At 53.1% G+C, this 18064-nt stretch carries 19 protein-coding genes and 2 tRNA genes; 12 read left to right on the top strand and 9 right to left on the bottom strand.

The genetic code is table 11. From position 1 onward, the window contains the following. Positions 1-38 precede the first annotated feature (38 nt). The 3 genes from agp to AAIE03_RS10720 all read right to left on the bottom strand — a co-directional run bounded on the left by agp (position 39) and on the right by AAIE03_RS10720 (position 2187). The gene (agp, locus tag AAIE03_RS10710; RefSeq protein WP_019106206.1) at positions 39-1676 is read right to left on the bottom strand and encodes a bifunctional glucose-1-phosphatase/inositol phosphatase; all 1638 of its coding nucleotides are present in this window, start codon (positions 1674-1676) and stop codon (positions 39-41) included. A gap of 263 nt (positions 1677-1939) precedes the next feature. Beyond that, a tRNA-Ser gene (locus AAIE03_RS10715) sits at positions 1940-2027 on the bottom strand. 72 nt (positions 2028-2099) lie between these two features. Beyond that, positions 2100-2187 (bottom strand) — tRNA-Ser (locus tag AAIE03_RS10720). Between the two features lie 221 nt (positions 2188-2408). Between AAIE03_RS10720 and yccA the strand changes: the two genes are divergently transcribed. Both yccA and tusE read left to right on the top strand, forming a co-directional pair. Further along, positions 2409-3065, top strand: a complete 657-nt coding sequence (gene yccA, locus AAIE03_RS10725) for an FtsH protease modulator YccA (protein ID WP_014606165.1) — start codon at positions 2409-2411, stop codon at positions 3063-3065. Between the two features lie 103 nt (positions 3066-3168). After that, positions 3169-3495, top strand: coding sequence for a sulfurtransferase TusE (gene tusE / locus AAIE03_RS10730; RefSeq protein ID WP_013025289.1), 327 nt, complete (start codon positions 3169-3171; stop codon positions 3493-3495). On the opposite strand, the gene yccX is transcribed toward tusE, so the two are convergent. After that, on the bottom strand, positions 3496-3774 hold the full coding sequence (yccX, locus tag AAIE03_RS10735; RefSeq protein ID WP_019106205.1) for an acylphosphatase: 279 nt from the start codon (positions 3772-3774) through the stop codon (positions 3496-3498). It abuts the gene before it with no gap. An 82-nt stretch (positions 3775-3856) separates the two neighbouring features. Between yccX and rlmI the strand changes: the two genes are divergently transcribed. Next, positions 3857-5047, top strand: coding sequence for a 23S rRNA (cytosine(1962)-C(5))-methyltransferase RlmI (gene rlmI / locus AAIE03_RS10740; RefSeq protein WP_013025287.1), 1191 nt, complete (start codon positions 3857-3859; stop codon positions 5045-5047). A gap of 59 nt (positions 5048-5106) precedes the next feature. Next, the gene (hspQ, locus tag AAIE03_RS10745; protein ID WP_014606167.1) at positions 5107-5424 is read left to right on the top strand and encodes a heat shock protein HspQ; all 318 of its coding nucleotides are present in this window, start codon (positions 5107-5109) and stop codon (positions 5422-5424) included. Between the two features lie 33 nt (positions 5425-5457). Here hspQ and AAIE03_RS10750 read toward each other — a convergent pair whose 3' ends face one another. Further along, on the bottom strand, positions 5458-5871 hold the full coding sequence (locus AAIE03_RS10750; protein ID WP_013025285.1) for a CoA-binding protein: 414 nt from the start codon (positions 5869-5871) through the stop codon (positions 5458-5460). 167 nt (positions 5872-6038) lie between these two features. On the opposite strand from AAIE03_RS10750, the gene AAIE03_RS10755 reads away from it, so the two are divergent. Both AAIE03_RS10755 and mgsA read left to right on the top strand, forming a co-directional pair. After that, positions 6039-6677 carry a YccT family protein gene (locus tag AAIE03_RS10755; RefSeq protein WP_019106204.1) on the top strand — a complete coding sequence of 213 codons (639 nt, stop codon included), beginning with the start codon at positions 6039-6041 and terminating at the stop codon, positions 6675-6677. Between the two features lie 68 nt (positions 6678-6745). After that, positions 6746-7204: a methylglyoxal synthase gene (gene mgsA, locus AAIE03_RS10760; RefSeq protein WP_014606169.1), complete on the top strand. Its 459-nt coding sequence runs from the start codon at positions 6746-6748 to the stop codon at positions 7202-7204. A gap of 1 nt (position 7205) precedes the next feature. Here the strand turns inward: mgsA and helD are convergent, their stop codons facing one another. Next, complete coding sequence (gene helD, locus AAIE03_RS10765) at positions 7206-9260, bottom strand: DNA helicase IV (protein WP_026021042.1); 2055 nt, start codon at positions 9258-9260, stop codon at positions 7206-7208. 120 nt (positions 9261-9380) lie between these two features. Between helD and AAIE03_RS10770 the strand changes: the two genes are divergently transcribed. Continuing rightward, complete coding sequence (locus tag AAIE03_RS10770; protein ID WP_014606171.1) at positions 9381-9824, top strand: YccF domain-containing protein; 444 nt, start codon at positions 9381-9383, stop codon at positions 9822-9824. Further along, entirely contained in the window at positions 9805-11952 is a 2148-nt protein-coding gene (gene yccS, locus AAIE03_RS10775) for a YccS family putative transporter (protein WP_015700635.1), read from the top strand. Before AAIE03_RS10770 ends, yccS begins: the two co-directional genes overlap by 20 nt. Here the strand turns inward: yccS and AAIE03_RS10780 are convergent. Then, on the bottom strand, positions 11949-12575 hold the full coding sequence (locus tag AAIE03_RS10780) for a TfoX/Sxy family DNA transformation protein (RefSeq protein ID WP_014593353.1): 627 nt from the start codon (positions 12573-12575) through the stop codon (positions 11949-11951). The genes yccS and AAIE03_RS10780 overlap by 4 nt on opposite strands. A 210-nt stretch (positions 12576-12785) precedes the next feature. On the opposite strand from AAIE03_RS10780, the gene sulA reads away from it, so the two are divergent. Together sulA and ompA are read left to right on the top strand one after the other, a co-directional pair. After that, positions 12786-13277, top strand: a complete 492-nt coding sequence (gene sulA, locus AAIE03_RS10785; RefSeq protein ID WP_013025278.1) for an SOS-induced cell division inhibitor SulA — start codon at positions 12786-12788, stop codon at positions 13275-13277. A gap of 351 nt (positions 13278-13628) precedes the next feature. After that, positions 13629-14702, top strand: coding sequence for a porin OmpA (ompA, locus tag AAIE03_RS10790; RefSeq protein ID WP_024470942.1), 1074 nt, complete (start codon positions 13629-13631; stop codon positions 14700-14702). A gap of 110 nt (positions 14703-14812) precedes the next feature. Here ompA and matP read toward each other — a convergent pair whose 3' ends face one another. Continuing rightward, positions 14813-15283 (bottom strand): macrodomain Ter protein MatP, encoded by a 471-nt coding sequence (gene matP, locus AAIE03_RS10795; RefSeq protein WP_014606174.1) that lies wholly within the window; start codon positions 15281-15283, stop codon positions 14813-14815. Between the two features lie 95 nt (positions 15284-15378). Between matP and AAIE03_RS10800 the strand changes: the two genes are divergently transcribed. Together AAIE03_RS10800 and fabA are read left to right on the top strand one after the other, a co-directional pair. Beyond that, positions 15379-17205 (top strand): AAA family ATPase, encoded by a 1827-nt coding sequence (locus AAIE03_RS10800; RefSeq protein ID WP_014593350.1) that lies wholly within the window; start codon positions 15379-15381, stop codon positions 17203-17205. 68 nt (positions 17206-17273) lie between these two features. Further along, complete coding sequence (fabA, locus tag AAIE03_RS10805) at positions 17274-17792, top strand: bifunctional 3-hydroxydecanoyl-ACP dehydratase/trans-2-decenoyl-ACP isomerase (RefSeq protein ID WP_008925876.1); 519 nt, start codon at positions 17274-17276, stop codon at positions 17790-17792. A 65-nt stretch (positions 17793-17857) separates the two neighbouring features. On the opposite strand, the gene rmf is transcribed toward fabA, so the two are convergent. Beyond that, positions 17858-18025, bottom strand: coding sequence for a ribosome modulation factor (gene rmf / locus AAIE03_RS10810; protein ID WP_006118662.1), 168 nt, complete (start codon positions 18023-18025; stop codon positions 17858-17860). Positions 18026-18064 lie beyond the last annotated feature (39 nt).

Consider the following 18064-nt stretch of genomic DNA (forward strand, 5'->3'; position numbering starts at 1 on the left):
TCTCGACGGGGTTTTTTCTTTTCAGGTATTGTGCAGGATCAGTTGGCGGTAGCGGGTTGCTTCGCCTCACCGGTTTCAGCTTTGGTCTGCGCATTACTGCCAGGCGCATTGCTGCTGCCAGCCGGGGCCGCACTGCTGTCGGCCTTAGCCTTCTCATCAGCCGCTTTTTGCGCGGCAGCCTTATCTGCTTTGGCCTTTTCGTCTGCGGCTTTCTGCGCAGCCGCCTTGTCAGCATTAGCCTTTTCTTCAGCCGCTTTATCCGCTTTGGCCTTCTCATCAGCCGCTTTCTGCGCGGCGGCTTTGTCGGCGGCCGCCTTATCAGCATCCGCCTTTTGCGCCGCATCGCCCGCCGTGGCCGCTTTCGCATCCTCAGGTTTCGCCGCAGTCGCAGGCTGTGCCGGCTGGGCTTCCGCAGCAGGTTGCAGCGCCGTACCCTGTAGTGCGCTGTTCAGCACCTGGGCAAACTGATCCCAGCTGCAGTATCCATTAGCGTCTGTCGGGCAACCCGCCAGTTGAAGCGTAACGCGCTTAGGCGGCTTCTTAAGGCTCAGAACCTCTGCATCGCGCAGTTGATCGGCGGTCTGATAAACGTATTCGATTTTAAGCAGATCTTTATTGTTTTTCGCATCGTGCCAGCGTTCAAACACCACCTGACCGCCGATTGGCGTTTTTTCGTAGGTCTCAGGTAAGTCATAAGGCTTAACCTGTAACGCACTTAGCAGTGACGCAATGTTGGAGTCATGCCCGACCATCAGCGTAACTTTAGGTGAGTCTGACTTTTCCTGATCGATCAGCTGGCTGCGAATGTAGTCCACCAGTGGCGCGGCAACGTCGCGTGCAACCTCAGGCGTGGTAAACAGCGTGTCCTGATAGCCATTTTTAATAGCGGATAGTGCCTGCCACTGTTCAGGGGTTTTGATTTGTCCCCAGGCGACCTGGTCCAGCGGGAAGCCTTCATAATATTGCAGCGTAAAGGCATCCATTAGCGAATTGCCCACTTTTAGTGGCCCGTTCACGCCGGGTTCTTTGCCGTTTTCAACGATAAAGGTGTTCTGGCCATTGCTCAGATCGCACTGCTTTTTGTTATTACAGGCAGGAGAGGATTTGTAGTCAACAATCTTCTCGAGCCGCTGAAAAGCGGGTTTCAGTGACAGCTTTTCGTTGGCAGCGGTCATTCCGGCCAGCGCTTTCTTAATGAATTCTTCGTTCCCGTCTGTAATAACCGGATTAAATACCGGATCCATGCTGCCCATTTCATCCTGGTGAGTCACAGCAATGTCACAGCCCGGGAAGGCACCATTTACGAAGAACTGAGCCGTCGCCACGGTACGCTGCAGGCTGTTGGCGTAGACAAAGACGCTGTTGCTGTCCGGACAAACGCCATTTTTTACCAGCCCCTGCTGAGCAAGCCACTGACGGGTATAGTTACCCATGTACACTTCCAGCACGCCGCCTTTAGTGGTCAGCTGTCCACCCGGCACATCCCACTCCGGCCAGGTTTTTTTGGTGGATTGCGCCAGCACGCTGCCGTTATCCGCAAGCGGTGCACGCAGGTTATGGCGGCTGAACATTAACACCTGCTGTAACTGCATATCGTTGTCAGCGGCCTGTGCCAGCGTTCCAATCGGTAATGCAGCAAGTACCGACAATGCGCAAAGACTCAGTTTCTTGATCATTGTGCCTATTCCATTCATTCAGTAAAAAAACACTCTGGCTATCAACCGATTAGCTCGCATCAGAGCGACGTGGCGAATAGTGTAACTCAGCTTGCCCCTGAAAAGCGCCAGGCAACAGCAAAAACAATTAATGGACTATAGCAGAGATGCCAGATGCCGTTCAAAACCGCGCAGTCCGCTGAAAAGCAGGAAGAATTTTAAACGGGCGTGAGAAGAGAAAACAAAACGAAACAGGCCAGCACACTGTGCTGGCCTGTAAAATGTGGCGGAGGAAGAGAGATTCGAACTCTCGGATGGTTTCCCATCGGCGGTTTTCAAGACCGCTGCCTTAAGCCGCTCGGCCATCCCTCCGGGTTGTAACACTACTGCAAAGGCAAGATGATATTATGCTGTCTTGCCTCTTCATGCCTGCTGGCAATGAAGTGGCGGAGGAGGAGAGATTCGAACTCTCGGATGGTTTCCCATCGGCGGTTTTCAAGACCGCTGCCTTAAGCCGCTCGGCCACCCCTCCGCAATGACGCGCACTATAAACATCCCCTCTGGAGATGTAAAGCCTGCGATAATCCGTTCGCGTGAAAAACAGCCAAATTCGCGTTATTCGTTGGCTAAATCGCCATTCTGCTCAAAGAATTAACACCTTAACGCGTAAAGAAGGGTAAAACGGCTTTTCCCTCTTTATAGGGCTGCGTATTCTCAGAGCATATTTGGTGTTCTGCCTTACAGGAGCGCAACATGGACAGAATAGTTTCTTCATCATCGCGACAGTCATTACTCAGCACGCACAAAGTGCTGCGTAACACCTATTTTCTGCTGGGCCTGACGCTCGCCTTCTCAGCGGTGACCGCCACGGCAAGTACACTTCTGGCATTACCGGCACCCGGTTTAATTTTGATGCTGGTGGGCTTCTACGGTCTGATGTTTCTGACCTATCGCCTGGCTGACAGCCCAATGGGGATTTTAGCCGCCTTCGCCTTTACGGGCTTTTTGGGTTACTGCCTGGGGCCAATCTTAAGTTCTTTCCTGACGGCAGGAATGGGCGATGTGATCGCGTTGGCGTTAGGCGGTACAGCGCTGGTGTTCTTCTGCTGCTCCGCCTATGTGCTGACAACAGGTCGTGACATGTCATTCCTGGGCGGCATGATGATGGCGGGCTTCGTGGTGTTACTGGTGGCCGTGGTGGCTAACCTGTTCCTGCAGTTGCCTGCTCTTCACCTGGCGATTAGCGCCCTGTTTATCCTGTTCTCTGCTGGCGCCATTCTGTGGGAAACCAGCAACATTATTCATGGCGGCGAAACTAACTATATTCGTGCCACAGTAAGCCTGTATGTTTCCCTGTATAACATCTTTGTTAGCCTGTTAAGCATCCTGGGTTTTTCCCGCAGTAATTAATCGACGCCGCTGGCGCGATACGAACCCCGCTCAGGCGGGGTTTTTGCTTTTTCTGCGGTGCCATTTTGCTAAACTGCAGCCCGAATGATAATGAGGACGCGTTATGAACTATAAGGGTGACGAAATAGCTGTGGATGCCGAAGGCTATTTGAAAAACCACCAGGACTGGAGCGAGGAGCTGGCACAGCAGATTGCTGACAACGAGGCCATCGTAATGACGGAAGCCCACTGGGAAGTCGTGCGCTTTGTCCGTGACTTTTACCTGGAATTTAATACTTCTCCCGCCGTACGTATGCTGGTGAAGGCGATGGCGAAAAAGTATGGCGAAGAGAAAGGTAACAGCCGCTACCTGTTTCGGCTGTTTCCTGAAGGGCCCGCCAAACAGGCGACAAAAATTGCTGGCCTGCCCAAGCCTGCCAAATGTCTTTAATTAACCGGTGGTAAAGCTGCGGGGGAAGTCGCCGGGCTGATGCGGCTCCAGCAGCACCTTTTCCACATGGGCCGTGCGCGGCCCACCGGCTTTTAACCATGCGATTAACGCCTCGACCTGCTCTGCCTCACCGCAGGCGAGCACCTCAACCCGGCCATCATCAAGATTACGCGCATAACCCTGCACACCGAGCGCGTTGGCTTTCGCCTGTGTGCTGTAGCGAAAACCCACGCCCTGCACGGTGCCCTGCACCAAGGCTTTGTAACACATGCTCGCCATGGTCCTCTCCCGCTGTTCGTTGCAATTTGCCGTTATCCACTGGACAATAGCGCCTCATTTTTTCAGGTAAGCATAGCAAACTATGACAGTTCGATTGATTCTCGCCAAGGGACGTGAAAAGTCCCTGCTCCGTCGTCATCCCTGGGTTTTCTCTGGGGCCGTCGCCCGCCTTGAAGGGAAAGCCCAACAAGGGGAAACCATTGATGTTTGTGACAGCAACGGTAAATGGCTGGCGCGTGCCGCTTATTCACCTCAGTCACAAATTCGCGCTCGCGTCTGGAGCTGGCAGCAGGACGAATCTGTCGATATCGCTTTTTTTGTCCGCCGTTTTCAGCAGGCACAAATCTGGCGCGACTGGCTGGCTGCACGCGACGGCCTGGACAGCTATCGTCTGATTGCCGGGGAGTCCGACGGCCTGCCAGGCGTGACTATCGATCGCTTTGGTCAGTTTCTGGTGCTGCAACTGCTGTCTGCCGGCGCGGAGTATCAGCGGCCCGCCATTATCTCCGCCTTGCAGCAGTGTTTTCCGGATTGCGCTATCTACGATCGCTCAGATGTCGCAGTACGTAAAAAAGAAGGTCTGGAACTGACCCAGGGAACCGTAACCGGTGAACAGCCTCCCGCGCTATTGCCGATCACAGAGCACGATATGAAGCTGCTGGTAGATATCCAGGGCGGACATAAAACGGGCTACTACCTTGATCAGCGAGACAGCCGCTATGCCACACGCCGCTATGCCAAAGACGCGCGCGTGCTGAACTGCTTTTCTTATACCGGAGGCTTTGCCGTTTCGGCATTGATCGGCGGCTGTAAAGAAGTGATTAGCGTTGATACGTCGCAGGATGCCCTGGATGTGGCACGTCAAAACGTCGAACTGAACGGTTTAGATCTGTCCCGTGCCCGGTTTCAGCGCGATGACGTCTTTAAGCTACTCCGCCGCTACCGCGATGAGGGTGAGAAATTCGATCTGATCATTATGGATCCGCCCAAATTTGTTGAGAACAAAAGCCAGCTGATGGGCGCCTGCCGTGGCTATAAAGACATTAACATGCTGGCCATTCAGTTGCTGAATCCAGGCGGGATGTTACTGACCTTCTCCTGTTCAGGCTTGATGGCAACAGACCTGTTCCAGAAAATTATTGCGGATGCCGCGCTGGATGCAGGCCGTGACGTCCAGTTCGTTGAGCAATTCCGCCAGGCTGCCGATCATCCTGTGATCGCCACCTACCCCGAAGGTCTTTACCTGAAAGGTTTTGCCTGTCGCGTCATGTAACTTGAAAAAACTGTCTTTGCCCCCATCTCTTATGCAGGACAGTTTTTTCGGAGGTCATCATGATTGCCAGTAAATTTGGTATTGGTCAGCAGGTTCGTCATCGGTTATCCGGCGTGCTGGGTGTGATTGTCGATGTCGATCCTGAATATGCGTTAGATGAGCCACAGCTGGACGAGATCGGGGCAACTGACACGTTGCGCAGCGCGCCCTGGTATCACGTGGTCATGGAAGATGAAGAAGGCAGTCAGGTCCATACCTACGTCGCCGAAATTCAACTTGCCGGTGAAACCAGCCCTGAACATCCAGAGCAACCCTCTATGGATGAACTGGCCGCATCGGTACGTCAGCAGCTCCAGGCACCGCATTTGCGTCACTAACAGTGGGCGGCAATCTGTTTGCCGCCGCTATTGTTATTGCCCCATTCCCAGTCGCGGGATTTCAATTTTCGGGCAGCGATCCATCACGACCGTCATGCCCGCATCCTGCGCCAGCACGGCAGCCTGCTCATTAATCACGCCCAACTGTAACCAGAGCGTATCCGCACCGACCGCAATGGCTTCCTGCGCGACGCCCCATGCCGCTTCCGAATTGCGGAACACATCGACCATGTCAATTTTTCCGGGGACTTCTGCCAGCGAACCATACGCGGTTTGTCCCAGCAGAGTCTGACCTGCAAGCTTAGGACTGACCGGAATCACTTCATAACCCTGATCGAGCAAATACTTCATTACCCCATAGCTGGGGCGTTCGGGGCGATCGCTGGCGCCTACCAACGCAATACGTTTTGTGCGGGTCAATACGTCGCGAATAGTCTGATCATTCATGGGCTTCTCCTTTCTGTCTGCTCTTCATTGTAGTTGAGCCTTTACACACTCGCGGGGCGTTGCAAATACATATTGTGCCGCTTCGCTGGAATAAATATGTATAATTGTAAACTTAATGCCATAATGTAAGAATTTGCTACATCCATTCATTTTTAACCGGAGTCGAAATGAAGCTGTCAATGGCTGTAACGGGGTTCATTGCTCTCCTCGTTTCGGCATCCTGCTCTGCTATTACCCTAAAGCTTGATCCTCAAATCACGTTGCTGGTTTTGGACGGTCGCAAGATCTCCGGCTCACTGCTGAAAGGGGCTGACAGTTTAGAGCTGGATCGGGGTCAACATCAGTTCCTGTTTCGGGTGGAACAACCGCCTGGTGACAGCAAAACTCCTTCTCAGTACTATCAGTCTGTGCCGATGATCGTGACATTCACCGCCAAAGCCAGGAGCATCGCTATCCGCCTGCCTCCGCTCAGCAATTCACGAGAAAGACATAACTTTGACCGTTCACTGGCGTTCAGGCTGGTTGATGAAAAGGGTAAAGAGGTCTTTAGCGTGCGCGATCGCCTGCCGGTTACGGCTGGTGCGGATGTTGAAAAAGCGATGGTCAGTTACAATCGTATGGGCTTAGCGGCTTCGGTGCCTCAGTTCGCCAATCTCACCACCCCTTCCCCATCAGCACAACTTACTGCCGATCTTGCCTGGTCGGTTGAAACTACTACGCCGTCAATTCAGCACTGGTTTCAGCGTTTCGATGAGGCCACTCGTCAACAGTTCATCAATCTGGTCAAAATGCTGCGGGCAAGTTGATAGTGTGAAATGGCGCAGGGTAAACTGCTGCAACGGGCGTTTTTGCTCCTTTGCATCAGGATGCTGTTATGGAATACACCTTACGTACGCTTGGAAAACAAAAACATATCGCGCTGGTCGCTCATGACCACTGCAAAGACTCTCTGCTGGATTGGGTGACGCGTAATCAACCCGCGCTGGAATCTCATATTCTTTATGCGACAGGCACGACAGGCAATCTCATCAATCGTCACACCGGCCTGAACGTAAATGCAATGCTGAGTGGCCCAATGGGCGGAGACCAACAGGTTGGTGCATTTATTGCCGAGGGCAAAATTGATGCGCTAATCTTTTTTTGGGATCCGCTAAATGCGGTTCCTCATGATCCTGACGTCAAAGCGCTGCTTCGTCTGGCGACGGTCTGGAATATCCCGGTCGCCACCAACCGGGCGACCGCCGATTTTATCATTCAGTCGCCGCTGTTTGATCAGCCCGTCGATGTCCGTATTCCGGATTATGCACGTTATCTTGCCGATCGCCTGAAATAACTCAGGCTTTACGCAGCACCGGCACGTCCAGCTCGCGGAAGGTCTCGACAAAGACCGAAGGTTGCTGCTTATCAAACAGCAACCAGACCTGCTGGCGTGCGCGGGTTAACGCAACATAGGCCAGCCGCCGCTCTTCCGCATCCGGAAACGCTTCGGGCTGAGGCAGCAAGCCTTCCTCAATGATGGACTCGCGCTGCGCCGCCGGAAAGCCTTCTTTACCTTGCTGAAGCCCCAGCAGAATGACGTAATCTGCCTGCTGGCCCTTACTGGCATGAATGGTCAGAAAATCGATGTTTAATTTTGGCCAGCGGGTTTTGGCTTTATCCAGCACGTCAGGACGCAAATAGTGGTAACGTGCCAGTATCAGCACCCGCTCGTGGGGTTTTGCGTAGCCACTCAGCTTATTCAGCAACGGCTCCAACTGATCCTGCGGTAACAGGGCAATGGATTTTTTATTGCCCTTAACCAGGCTGTTTAAGGGTTTGCGCAGCTGATGCGGATTCTGCTGGATGAAGCGATTTGCGACTTCACCAATCCGATCGTTAAAGCGATAGGTCGTGTCCAGCACGCAGCGATCGCCCTCACCAAAATAGTGATGAAATGCCGTTGTGAGGCTCATTTCAGCCCCGCTGAAGCGGTAGATCGCCTGCCAGTCATCGCCAACAGCAAACAGCGTAGTGCGCTTGTTTTGCTGGCGCAGGGCGCTGAGCAAGGCTGCACGCTGGGGCGAAATATCCTGAAATTCATCGACCAGAATATGCTTCCATGGGCTGATAAAACGCCCCTTTTCCAGGATCGCTACGGCCTGATGAATCAGCCCTGAAAAATCGACGGCGCCCTCTTCCTTGAGTGCGCTTTTCCAGGCCTTCAGCAGCGGTGCCATCAGCTTGATGCGTTTACTGAACAGCTCACGTAGCGCCTCAGGAACGCCGTCGATCATGGCGGCCTGTGCACCACCGTGCATGCGCATCAGGCTTAACCAGCGTTCAAGCCGCGGTGCCAGACGCTCAGCCAGGCGATCGTCCTGCCAGAAAGGCCCCTCGCCGACCTCCCACGCCAGTTCATCACGCAGCCATTGCCGCCAGCCATTCGCCTGGGCTTTCTTTTCATGGCATTGCTGACGCCAGTTGTCGATCAATAATGCCCGGCGCGCGGCGGCGTCGCTTTCCAGTTTACTGATGACAGGCTGTTTATTACTGCCTTCGCGGATAATGTGCAGGGCCAGAGAATGAAAAGTACGTGCCTGCATATCCGTTGCCTGTAGCCTGCTCTGGATACGGTCGTTCATCTCTTCAGCAGCATGACGGCCAAAGGCTAACAGCAGAATCTGATCGGCGCTGGCGAGTCGGCGTTGTAATAACCAGCCCGCCCGGGCGACCAGCACAGAGGTTTTGCCACTGCCCGCGCCCGCCAGTACCAGCACCGCATCCTCACCGTTTACCACGGCTTCAGCCTGAGATCCGTTAAGCGGCGTGGACTCAACCGTGGCGAAGAAATCCTGATAACGCGTGAGCATCGCAGCAGTCCAGTCGCGGTTACGCTGACGGATTGCGGCCTCGCCCTGTTGCAGCCAGTGTTGGCAAAATGCCCAATTTTCCCGACAGGACTCAAAATCGTTGATGCGTGACAGCGGGAGTGGCAAGGCATCAAACTGCTTGAGAATTTGATCGTTAATCGCCTGCAGCTCACTGCGTTTTAACCAGCGGTCCTGCTCACTGAACCCGTTAATTTCAGCACGAAGGCCCTGCAGAACCGAGGCACACACGTCACTCATCTCATGGCTCCAGTCCTGCCATGCCTGCATCAGATAATGATAAAAACGTTGTGTCTCCTGCCATTCAGTGCCATGCAAACGCACAACCTTATTGTCCGCCAGCAGAAACTCGAGCTCTCCCCAGACCATGCCACGCTTACAGGTAATGTCCGACAACTGGTTAAAGGGAATCAGATATTCGTGTTTATCACCACTGACTTCAACACCAGCGGTCAACAGGCGAACACGATTGTAAGGATGCTGGGCAAGCCGTTTGCCCATGGATGTTGCTTTAAGTTCCACGCCGACACCAACGACCGAGATAAAGAGTAATCGGAGTTTACCTGTCAGACTCTTGACGCTCCAGCCTTAAAACACGCTAAACTGCGACATATCTTGCGGAGTGCAAAAGGAAAAGCGGTTATGCGCACTGTTTTAAATATTCTTAATTTTGTATTGGGTGGCTTCTTCACCACGCTCAGTTGGCTGTTCGCGACACTGATCAGCATTGTGCTGATCTTTACCCTGCCGTTGACGCGTTCATGCTGGGAAATCACCAAACTCTCGTTTCTTCCGTTCGGCAATGAGGCGGTGCACGTGGATGTGCTGCGTCCCGACAGCAAAAGTCACATCATGAACACCGGCGGCACCTTCCTGAATATTTTCTGGCTGATTTTCTTCGGCTGGTGGCTCTGCCTGTCCCACATCTCTGTCGGTATTGTGCAGTGTGTCAGCATCATTGGTATTCCGGTGGGAATCGCGAATTTCAAGATTGCGGCTATTGCACTGTGGCCGGTCGGCCGTCGGGTTGTCTCTGTGGAAGAGGCGCGTGCCGCGCGTGATGCCAATGCCCGCCGCCGCTATTAGTATTCTGTCCGGATGGCGTAAGTATCTTTTTAACAGCACCTGGCGTTACCTGCTGCGGATTCTGTTCGCCTTAACCGGCTGTGCAGCAGTGCCCTGGGTGCTGCAGCAGATTGAATGGACCATTCCCCTCACGCTTGGGGTGGTCGCCGCCGCGCTGGCCGATCTGGATGATCGACTGGCGGGACGTTTAAAAAATCTGCTGATTACCCTGTTGTGTTTTTGCGTTGCGTCGGTTTCAGTGGAACTGCTCTTTCCCCATCCGCTGGCCTTTATTATCGGTCTGGCGATCTCCACCTGGGGTTTTATTTTGCTGGGCGCTCTCGGGCAGCGCTATGCGACCATTGCTTTCGGCGCCTTGCTGATTGCCGTTTACACCATGTTGGGCATCGGACTGTTTTCCCAGTGGTATCTGCAGCCCATCCTGCTGCTGGTCGGCGCGCTCTGGTATAACCTGCTGACGCTGTTGGGCCACGTCATGTTTCCCGTTCGCCCGGTTCAGGAGCAGCTGGCAGCCAGTTTCTCGCAGTTAGCGCAATACCTGGACGCCAAAGCTAACCTGTTTGATCCGGACGCCGATGCGCAGGATGATGCCACGTTTGTTGAGGCGGCGATGGTGAACAGCCAGCTGGTCGCCCAGCTTAATCTGACCAAAACCACACTGCAAAGCCGCTTGCGCGGCGACAGGGGCTCACGTGGTACCCGACGCAGTCTGCACTACTATTTTGTTGCTCAGGATATCCACGAACGCGCCAGCTCTTCTCATCTCCAGTATCATTTACTGCGCGGCAACTGGCGCTATAACGAAATTCTGTTCCGCTTTCAGCGCCTGCTGAATATGCAGGCTCAGGCCTGTCGGCAACTGGCCCGGTCTGTTTTACTGCGCGAACGCTGGGAACATGACAGTCGTTTTGAGCGTGTTTTTGAACGCTTACATAATGCGATTCAACGCCTTGAAGATAGCCATCCGGATGCCACGCATACCCGGGCCCTGTTTTGGTTATTACGTAATCTGCAGGCGATTGATGCGCAACTGGCTTCTCTCGAATCTGAGCAGGCACTGGCCGACGATCCGCAGCACAGCGACAACATGCTGTCACGTGAAGAGATCAGCGGCTGGAGCGACATCAAGCTGCGCTTCAGCCGCCACCTGACGCCCTCTTCGGCCCTGTTCCGTCATGCTGTCAGAATGTCAGTGGTAATGTGCACCGGGTACGGATTCATTCAGGTTACCGGTCTGGAACGAGGCTACTGGATTCTGTTAACCAGCCTGTTCGTTTGCCAGCCCAACTACAGCGCGACCCAGCGCAGGCTGGCACTGCGCATCGGCGGCACGCTGGCTGGCATTGCCATTGGGTTGCCATTGCTCTGGCTGGTGCCCTCAGTAGAAGGCCAGCTGTTTCTGATTGTCGTGACGGGCGTACTCTTCTTTGCTTTCCGCCAGGTGCAATACGCGCATGCCACCTTGTTTATCACCCTGCTGGTTCTGCTCTGTTTTAATCTGCTGGGTGAGGGATTTGAGGTCGCGCTGCCGCGGGTAGTGGACACCTTACTGGGCTGTGCGCTGGCCTGGCTCGCCGTGAGCTTTATCTGGCCTGACTGGCGTTTTCGTCAGCTTCCGGCCGTTGCCACTCGCACGCTTAATGCCAACTGCCGTTATCTTGATGCGATCATGGAGCAGTACCATCAGGGCAAAGACAATCGTCTTGCTTATCGTATTGCGCGACGTGACGCCCACAACGCCGATGCTGAGCTGGCATCGGTGGTATCAAATATGAGCAGCGAACCCCGTACCAGCACTAAGCTCAGGGAGTCGGCATTTCAGTTACTCTGCCTGAATCACTCCTTCCTGAGCTATATCTCCGCTCTGGGCGCTCATCGCGACAAAGTGACCCAACCAGCCCTGCTGGCCCTGCTCGACGATACAGTATGTTATGTTGAAGATGTGCTGCAGACGGATGTCGTCAGCGACAGCCGGGCAGAGAAAATGCGTATTGAGCTGGTGCAGCGCATCGCGCAACTGACCGCCGAGCCCGATCCGCGTGCGCCGCTGGTTTTGCAACAGTTGGGCTTGCTGGTTGCCCTGATGCCCGACATTGCGCGCCTGCGACGCTCGCTGGACAGGCGCTAACGGCCTTTTTCTTTACATTCCGGCGTACTGAGTGCGGCCTGATACCATTCGCCTAACTCGGTTTTAATGGTTTGTGGCAGCGCCGCATGATGATGGCCGGAAATCGCCCCTTCAAGCGCTAATAAGGTTTTAAGGCCGAGGTGTTGATTATTGCGCCGCAGCCTTAACCAGCACTGCCTGGCCCCCGTTTCACGCAGATGTTTGACGGTACAAATACCTATCTCATGCAGCATCATTTCCAGTCGCAGGCTGACGTTTGGTAAGTCTTTTAACCGCACCTTACCCAGCCGCTCATTGTGCTCACGTTGGGCGGTTTGCAGAGACGCAGCAGAAAGGCGAACCAGATGCTCCGGATGCGCCCACAGGCGATCGTCTACCTTAAAATAGTTGAGGCTTACCGCAATACCCCGCTTATGGAATGTCAAGGGTTCCAGCGGCTGCTTTGCCCCATATTCCCGTAATGCTTCACTGGCACGTAAGTAGAGTTCGTCTTCTTTTACCAGCGCAAAAACCACGCGCTCAACAGCCAGTGCGTAGCCACCGAACTGGGTACGGGATTCAATTTTGCCCAGCGGTGCCAACTGCTGTATTGAGCGTAAAATTATCCGCTTCTGTTTCTTCATTTCATCACCTCCTTGTAACAAAAGCCTGCTAAAAATCTTACTATTCAGGAAGTTAGAAGATAATTAAATTCAGTTAGAGGTTCAATGAATAAATCCGTTAAAAGACAAGCTGATGCAAATTTTGCGAGGCGTTTTCAGAAATTCAGGTTGATCTTTATCCAGGATGCCATTACTGTACATCCATACAGTCAACTGCTGAGTGATTAATTTATGCGCACCCAACATACCAGTAATGTATGCTCTGCTCACCGTTACGCTTCGTCCTCTGTTCCGGCTACTCATAAAGGCTGGATTACTGAATTACGCTATAGCGAACAACCCGGAATGATGCAGATGCTGCTGTTACCACTGCTTCAGCAATTAAGCCAGCAGTCTCGCTGGCAGCTGTGGTTAACCCCCGCGCACAAGTTGAGCCGGGTCTGGATGCAGGAAGCCGGTTTGCCACTTGAGAAAAGTATGCATATCGCCGATGCTGAACGTTACAATGCCGTTGAAGCGATGATCAAAGCGCTGCGCACAGGAAATTACAGCGTGGTTTTGGCCTGGATTCCTTATGAATTAGACGTGGACGAACGTCGTGAACTTGAACGTGCAGCAGCGGAAGGAAAGGCGTTGGGGCTGATTTTACGCTCGGGTGAAACCCTCAAAACGGCAGTAAGACCAGAAAACTCGCTAAAAATTCAGTCTGATTTGTTTCATTAAGTAAAAAATGAGATTTATCTCAAGCAGTTTTTTATCTCGCTTAAGGCTAAGGCACTGATTCTGCTCCCCCCAGCAATGACAACGGCTTAGCCCCCATTTTGTGGGGTAAGCACCTCACAGAAGTTCAGGGTAAATTGTTAGAATTTATGTATAAAACACTGTTTTTTTACATAAGTGCCTCACATCACACTTGTAAGTTTCCAATCTCGTTGTAGACTTTATCTCGCCAGGGTGCTCAATAACCTCCGTTTTTTGCGGTAGAGTCATAAGCGAGCGTTTTGACCCGGCGAAGGATTAAACCAAGAGCAACCTTTATGCTCATTGCCTATTTGGATGATAACGAGGCGCAAAATGAAAAAGACAGCTATCGCAATTGCAGTGGCACTGGCTGGCTTCGCTACCGTAGCGCAGGCCGCCCCAAAAGATAACACCTGGTACACCGGTGCTAAACTGGGCTGGTCTCAGTATCACGACACTGGCTACTACGGTCACAATTACCAAAACAACGACGGTCCAACTCATGAAAGCCAACTGGGCGCAGGCGCGTTCGCTGGTTACCAGGCTAACCCATACCTGGGTTTCGAACTGGGCTATGACTGGTTAGGCCGCATGCCTAATAAAGGCAACCAGATTAACGGCGCATTCAAAGCACAGGGCATCCAGCTGGCTGCTAAACTGAGCTACCCAATCGCAGACGATCTGGACATCTATACCCGCCTGGGTGGCATGGTATGGCGTGCAGACTCTACTCAGCAGAACCTGGCTACTGGCACTCGCATCAGCGACCACGACACCGGTGTTTCTCCACTGGCAGCCGTTGGTGTTGAATATGCTCTGACCAAAAACTGGGCAACCCGTCTGGATTACCAGTGGGTTAACAACATCGGTGATGCACAGACCGTTGGTGCTCGTCCAGACAACGGCATGCTGAGCCTGGGTGTTTCTTACCGCTTCGGTCAGGATGATGTTGCTGCGCCAGCTCCGGCTCCAGCACCAGCTCCAGCACCAGTGGTACAGACCAAGCGTTTCACTCTGAAATCAGACGTTCTGTTCACCTTCAACAAGTCAACCCTGAAGCCAGAAGGTCAGCAGGCTCTGGATCAGCTGTATAGCCAGCTGAGCTCCATGGATCCTAAAGACGGTTCAGTTGTTGTTCTGGGCTTCACCGATCGCATCGGTTCAGAGCAGTACAACCAGAAACTGTCTGAGAAACGTGCTCAGTCAGTAGTGGATTACCTGGTATCTAAAGGTATCCCTGCTAACAAGATCTCTGCTCGCGGCATGGGTGAATCCAACCCAGTGACTGGCAACACCTGTGACAGCGTGAAAGGTCGTAAGGCCCTGATCGACTGCCTGGCGCCAGACCGTCGTGTAGAAATCGACGTTAAAGGCATCAAAGACGTGGTAACTCAGCCACAGGCTTAAGTTATCCGTTATGAAAAAACCCCGCTTATGCGGGGTTTTTTTTGGCCTGAATTTATCAATGCTGCTCATCCCGTATCGCGGAGTCTGAATCCGTAATCTCTCGCGTGAACTCAGGACTCTTTTTCAGACCCTGGATGACCTAATATTGCCTGCAGATCCTGCTTTAACGTTGACATCTGACTGGCATACTTCTCTTTACGTTCGGCATCTTCAATAAGCTGTACGATGGTTTCAGACAGCGTATTGTTACGACGTTGCGCCAGCCCTGCCAGTCGCTGCCAGACCAGATATTCCAGATCGATTGATTTTTTTCGGGTGTGCTGGTGCTCAGCATTGAAGTGACGTTTACGCCGGGCGCGGATAGTTTGCTTAAGCCGGTTATCGAGGTCGGGGTGAATATGCTGGCTGATCCAGTTGTTTATCTCTACCGGATTATTTTCCATCACCAGTAATTTATCCACCGCGGCCTGCGCAGCGCTAAGTTCAAGGTGACGCGTGATCAGTTCACCCTCCCGATGTTTTTTCACCAGGTATTTCCACTTCCATCCACTTTCAAGATTTTCGAGCTGCTGGTATTTCATCGGAATCTCATCGTGATCGCGTAACAAACTAAGAATAACAGCTTTTTTACCGGATGCAGCAACGAAAAACATGCTGCCAGCGTCACAACATCTGAATGAACTCTGCAGTGCTTAAGCAGGGTGAATCCTGTATAATCTCGCTTTTCTCAAAACAGACAAATGCGATTATTTTGACCAGCACTCAACTTACGTGGCAAACCTTACAGCCGGATAGCACGCAATATCAATCCGTTTTCTCCCGAATCGCTGATGAAGAGACCGATGCCCTGGCAACGGTACAGCCCCGACTGCTGAACGCGCTGGCCCACTTACATCATCAAAGTCAGGGTCTTCCCCTGCTGCTGGTTCGCAGCCAGGAAAACCGTGAATACCTTGCGCTGATAGCAGAGGCGGCTCAACGCGTTATGGGTGAGTCATCAACTCTGTCAGGCGGTGACTACCATATTCTGGCCGACAACGTCACGTTGCAACCGCCTACCGACAGCCTGCGCCCTTTTACCAGCCAGGGCGGGATTCACTATGCTGACTGGATCGAGCAGGAGCAGCTGTTTGGCTGCGTGCGGATGCACAAAGATCGGATCCAACTTGAGCCAGGGCTGATCCATCGCGCCAATGGCGGAACGTTAGTCCTTTCACTTCGTGCTTTACTCACTCAGCCGCTGCTGTGGCTGCGTCTGAAAAAGAGCATTGAGCAAGGCTACATCGAGTGGCAATCCCAGGACGAACGTCGTCCCCTGCCGGTTTCCGTGCCTCCGCTCCCGCTCAAGCTTAATCTGGTGCTCTGTGGCGAGCGCGATACCCTGGCCGATTTTCAGGAGCTGGATGCTGAAGCGCATGAAATGGCGATCTACACCGAATTTGAAGAAAATATTCAGATTGTGGATGAAGACGACATGCTCGCATGGTGTCGCTGGACGGTCGATCTGGCCGGGCAGGCTGATATTGCTGCACCCGACGAAGACTTCTGGCCCGAACTCATCAAAGAAGGTGTACGTTACAGCGGCGATCAGGATACGCTTCCGCTCTGCCCTCGCTGGCTGCTGCGCCAACTGCGCGAGACCGCGTTGATGGGAGAGACGCTCAGTGCTGAAGCGCTGCGTGACGCCCTGGAAGCGCGCCTGTGGCGTGAAAACTACCTTAATGAACGTATGCGTGATGAAATCCTGCTACGACAGATTTTGGTTGAAACGGAAGGTGAGGTCGTCGGCCAGATAAACGGCCTGTCCGTTGTGGAATATCCCGGTCATCCGCGCGCCTGGGGCGATCCCTGCCGTATTACCTGTGTGGTGCATCCTGGCGACGGTGAATTCACCGACGTCGAACGCAAAGCGGAGTTAGGCGGCAATATTCATGCGAAAGGCATGATGATTATGCAGGCCTATTTAATTGCTGAACTGGAGCTGGATCAGCAACTGCCCTTTTCCGCTTCGCTGGTATTTGAACAATCCTATTCCGAAGTTGACGGCGACAGTGCATCGCTGGCAGAACTGTGCGCATTAATCAGCGCCCTTGCCGGTGCGCCACTGAATCAGCAGATTGCGGTTACGGGCTCGGTGGATCAGTTTGGTAATGTGCAACCGGTTGGCGGGCTGAATGAGAAGATTGAAGGATTCTTTGATATCTGCCATCAGCGCGAGTTAACCGGTCAGCAGGGTGTCATTATTCCCGCCTGTAACGTTCGTCACCTTAGCCTGAACCAACAGGTGGTGAGCGCGGTGGAAGAAGGACGCTTCCATATCTGGGCGATCGACAGTGCGGATGAAGCGCTGCCGCTGCTTACGGGGAAAATATGGAATACGGAAGACGGCGAAGGCGAATGCCTGCTACGCACCATTCAGGAGCGCATCAGTCAGATGAATCAGCCTGAGCCCTCACCGCGATCCTGGCCGCTGCGCTGGCTTAACTGGTTTAACCACCGCTAATCCTGTTTGCTCAGCGTACAACTGTTCGCTAATATTCGTGATTCACTAAAAGAAGGCATATTAAGAACATGGTAGATAAACGCGAATCCTATACCAAAGAAGACCTGATTCTGTCCGGTCGCGGTGAACTGTTCGGCGAAAATGGTCCGCCGCTTCCATCCGGCAATATGCTGATGATGGACCGCGTGGTCAAAATGACCGAAGACGGTGGTAAATACGATAAAGGCTTCGTAGAAGCTGAACTGGATATCAATCCGGACCTGTGGTTCTTTGGTTGCCACTTTATTGGCGATCCGGTGATGCCCGGCTGCCTGGGTCTTGATGCAATGTGGCAGTTGGTTGGCTTCTATCTCGGCTGGTTGGGCGGCGAAGGCAAAGGCCGTGCGCTGGGTGTGGGCGAGGTTAAATTCACTGGCCAGGTTCTGCCAGAGGCGAAAAAAGTCACCTACCGTATTCACTTCAAGCGTGTGATCAACCGTAAACTGGTGATGGGCGTTGCAGATGGTGAAGTGCTGGTTGACGGTAATCTGATTTACACCGCCAGCGATTTAAAAGTCGGTCTGTTTAAAGATACCGCAGCGTTCTAATCGTTCCCCAGAAACGAAAACCTCCGCTTAGTGCGGAGGTTATATCCCTTTTCAGTGACATCCGGCTAAGCAGCAGCCGACCTGTCCTCCATGGCTTGTCGCCAACCTCCCAACCAGTGAGACTTAGCATCTATCATTTGATACGGACACATCTCTTTAGAGCGTCCTGTAATACCTGCTTGATAACCACGTGAATGGGCGCGCTCAAGGCGGTCTCGTTTCTGTCTCTTCATACTCCGTGTCCCTCATGTAAGGTCTGTGGAATCTGGTGG

The sequence above is a fragment of the Pantoea sp. Ae19-2 genome (genome assembly GCF_059801205.1).

What these genes read in the sequence shown, in the direction of transcription:
- agp (WP_019106206.1), bottom strand. Translation starts at nt 1,676, where the DNA reads ATGATCAAGAAACTGAGTCTTTGCGCATTGTCGGTACTTGCTGCATTA.
- yccA (WP_014606165.1), top strand. Translation starts at nt 2,409, where the DNA reads ATGGACAGAATAGTTTCTTCATCATCGCGACAGTCATTACTCAGCACG.
- tusE (WP_013025289.1), top strand. Translation starts at nt 3,169, where the DNA reads ATGAACTATAAGGGTGACGAAATAGCTGTGGATGCCGAAGGCTATTTG.
- yccX (WP_019106205.1), bottom strand. Translation starts at nt 3,774, where the DNA reads ATGGCGAGCATGTGTTACAAAGCCTTGGTGCAGGGCACCGTGCAGGGC.
- rlmI (WP_013025287.1), top strand. Translation starts at nt 3,857, where the DNA reads ATGACAGTTCGATTGATTCTCGCCAAGGGACGTGAAAAGTCCCTGCTC.
- hspQ (WP_014606167.1), top strand. Translation starts at nt 5,107, where the DNA reads ATGATTGCCAGTAAATTTGGTATTGGTCAGCAGGTTCGTCATCGGTTA.
- AAIE03_RS10750 (WP_013025285.1), bottom strand. Translation starts at nt 5,871, where the DNA reads ATGAATGATCAGACTATTCGCGACGTATTGACCCGCACAAAACGTATT.
- AAIE03_RS10755 (WP_019106204.1), top strand. Translation starts at nt 6,039, where the DNA reads ATGAAGCTGTCAATGGCTGTAACGGGGTTCATTGCTCTCCTCGTTTCG.
- mgsA (WP_014606169.1), top strand. Translation starts at nt 6,746, where the DNA reads ATGGAATACACCTTACGTACGCTTGGAAAACAAAAACATATCGCGCTG.
- AAIE03_RS10770 (WP_014606171.1), top strand. Translation starts at nt 9,381, where the DNA reads ATGCGCACTGTTTTAAATATTCTTAATTTTGTATTGGGTGGCTTCTTC.
- yccS (WP_015700635.1), top strand. Translation starts at nt 9,805, where the DNA reads ATGCCCGCCGCCGCTATTAGTATTCTGTCCGGATGGCGTAAGTATCTT.
- AAIE03_RS10780 (WP_014593353.1), bottom strand. Translation starts at nt 12,575, where the DNA reads ATGAAGAAACAGAAGCGGATAATTTTACGCTCAATACAGCAGTTGGCA.
- sulA (WP_013025278.1), top strand. Translation starts at nt 12,786, where the DNA reads ATGCGCACCCAACATACCAGTAATGTATGCTCTGCTCACCGTTACGCT.
- ompA (WP_024470942.1), top strand. Translation starts at nt 13,629, where the DNA reads ATGAAAAAGACAGCTATCGCAATTGCAGTGGCACTGGCTGGCTTCGCT.
- matP (WP_014606174.1), bottom strand. Translation starts at nt 15,283, where the DNA reads ATGAAATACCAGCAGCTCGAAAATCTTGAAAGTGGATGGAAGTGGAAA.
- AAIE03_RS10800 (WP_014593350.1), top strand. Translation starts at nt 15,379, where the DNA reads ATGAACTCTGCAGTGCTTAAGCAGGGTGAATCCTGTATAATCTCGCTT.
- fabA (WP_008925876.1), top strand. Translation starts at nt 17,274, where the DNA reads ATGGTAGATAAACGCGAATCCTATACCAAAGAAGACCTGATTCTGTCC.
- rmf (WP_006118662.1), bottom strand. Translation starts at nt 18,025, where the DNA reads ATGAAGAGACAGAAACGAGACCGCCTTGAGCGCGCCCATTCACGTGGT.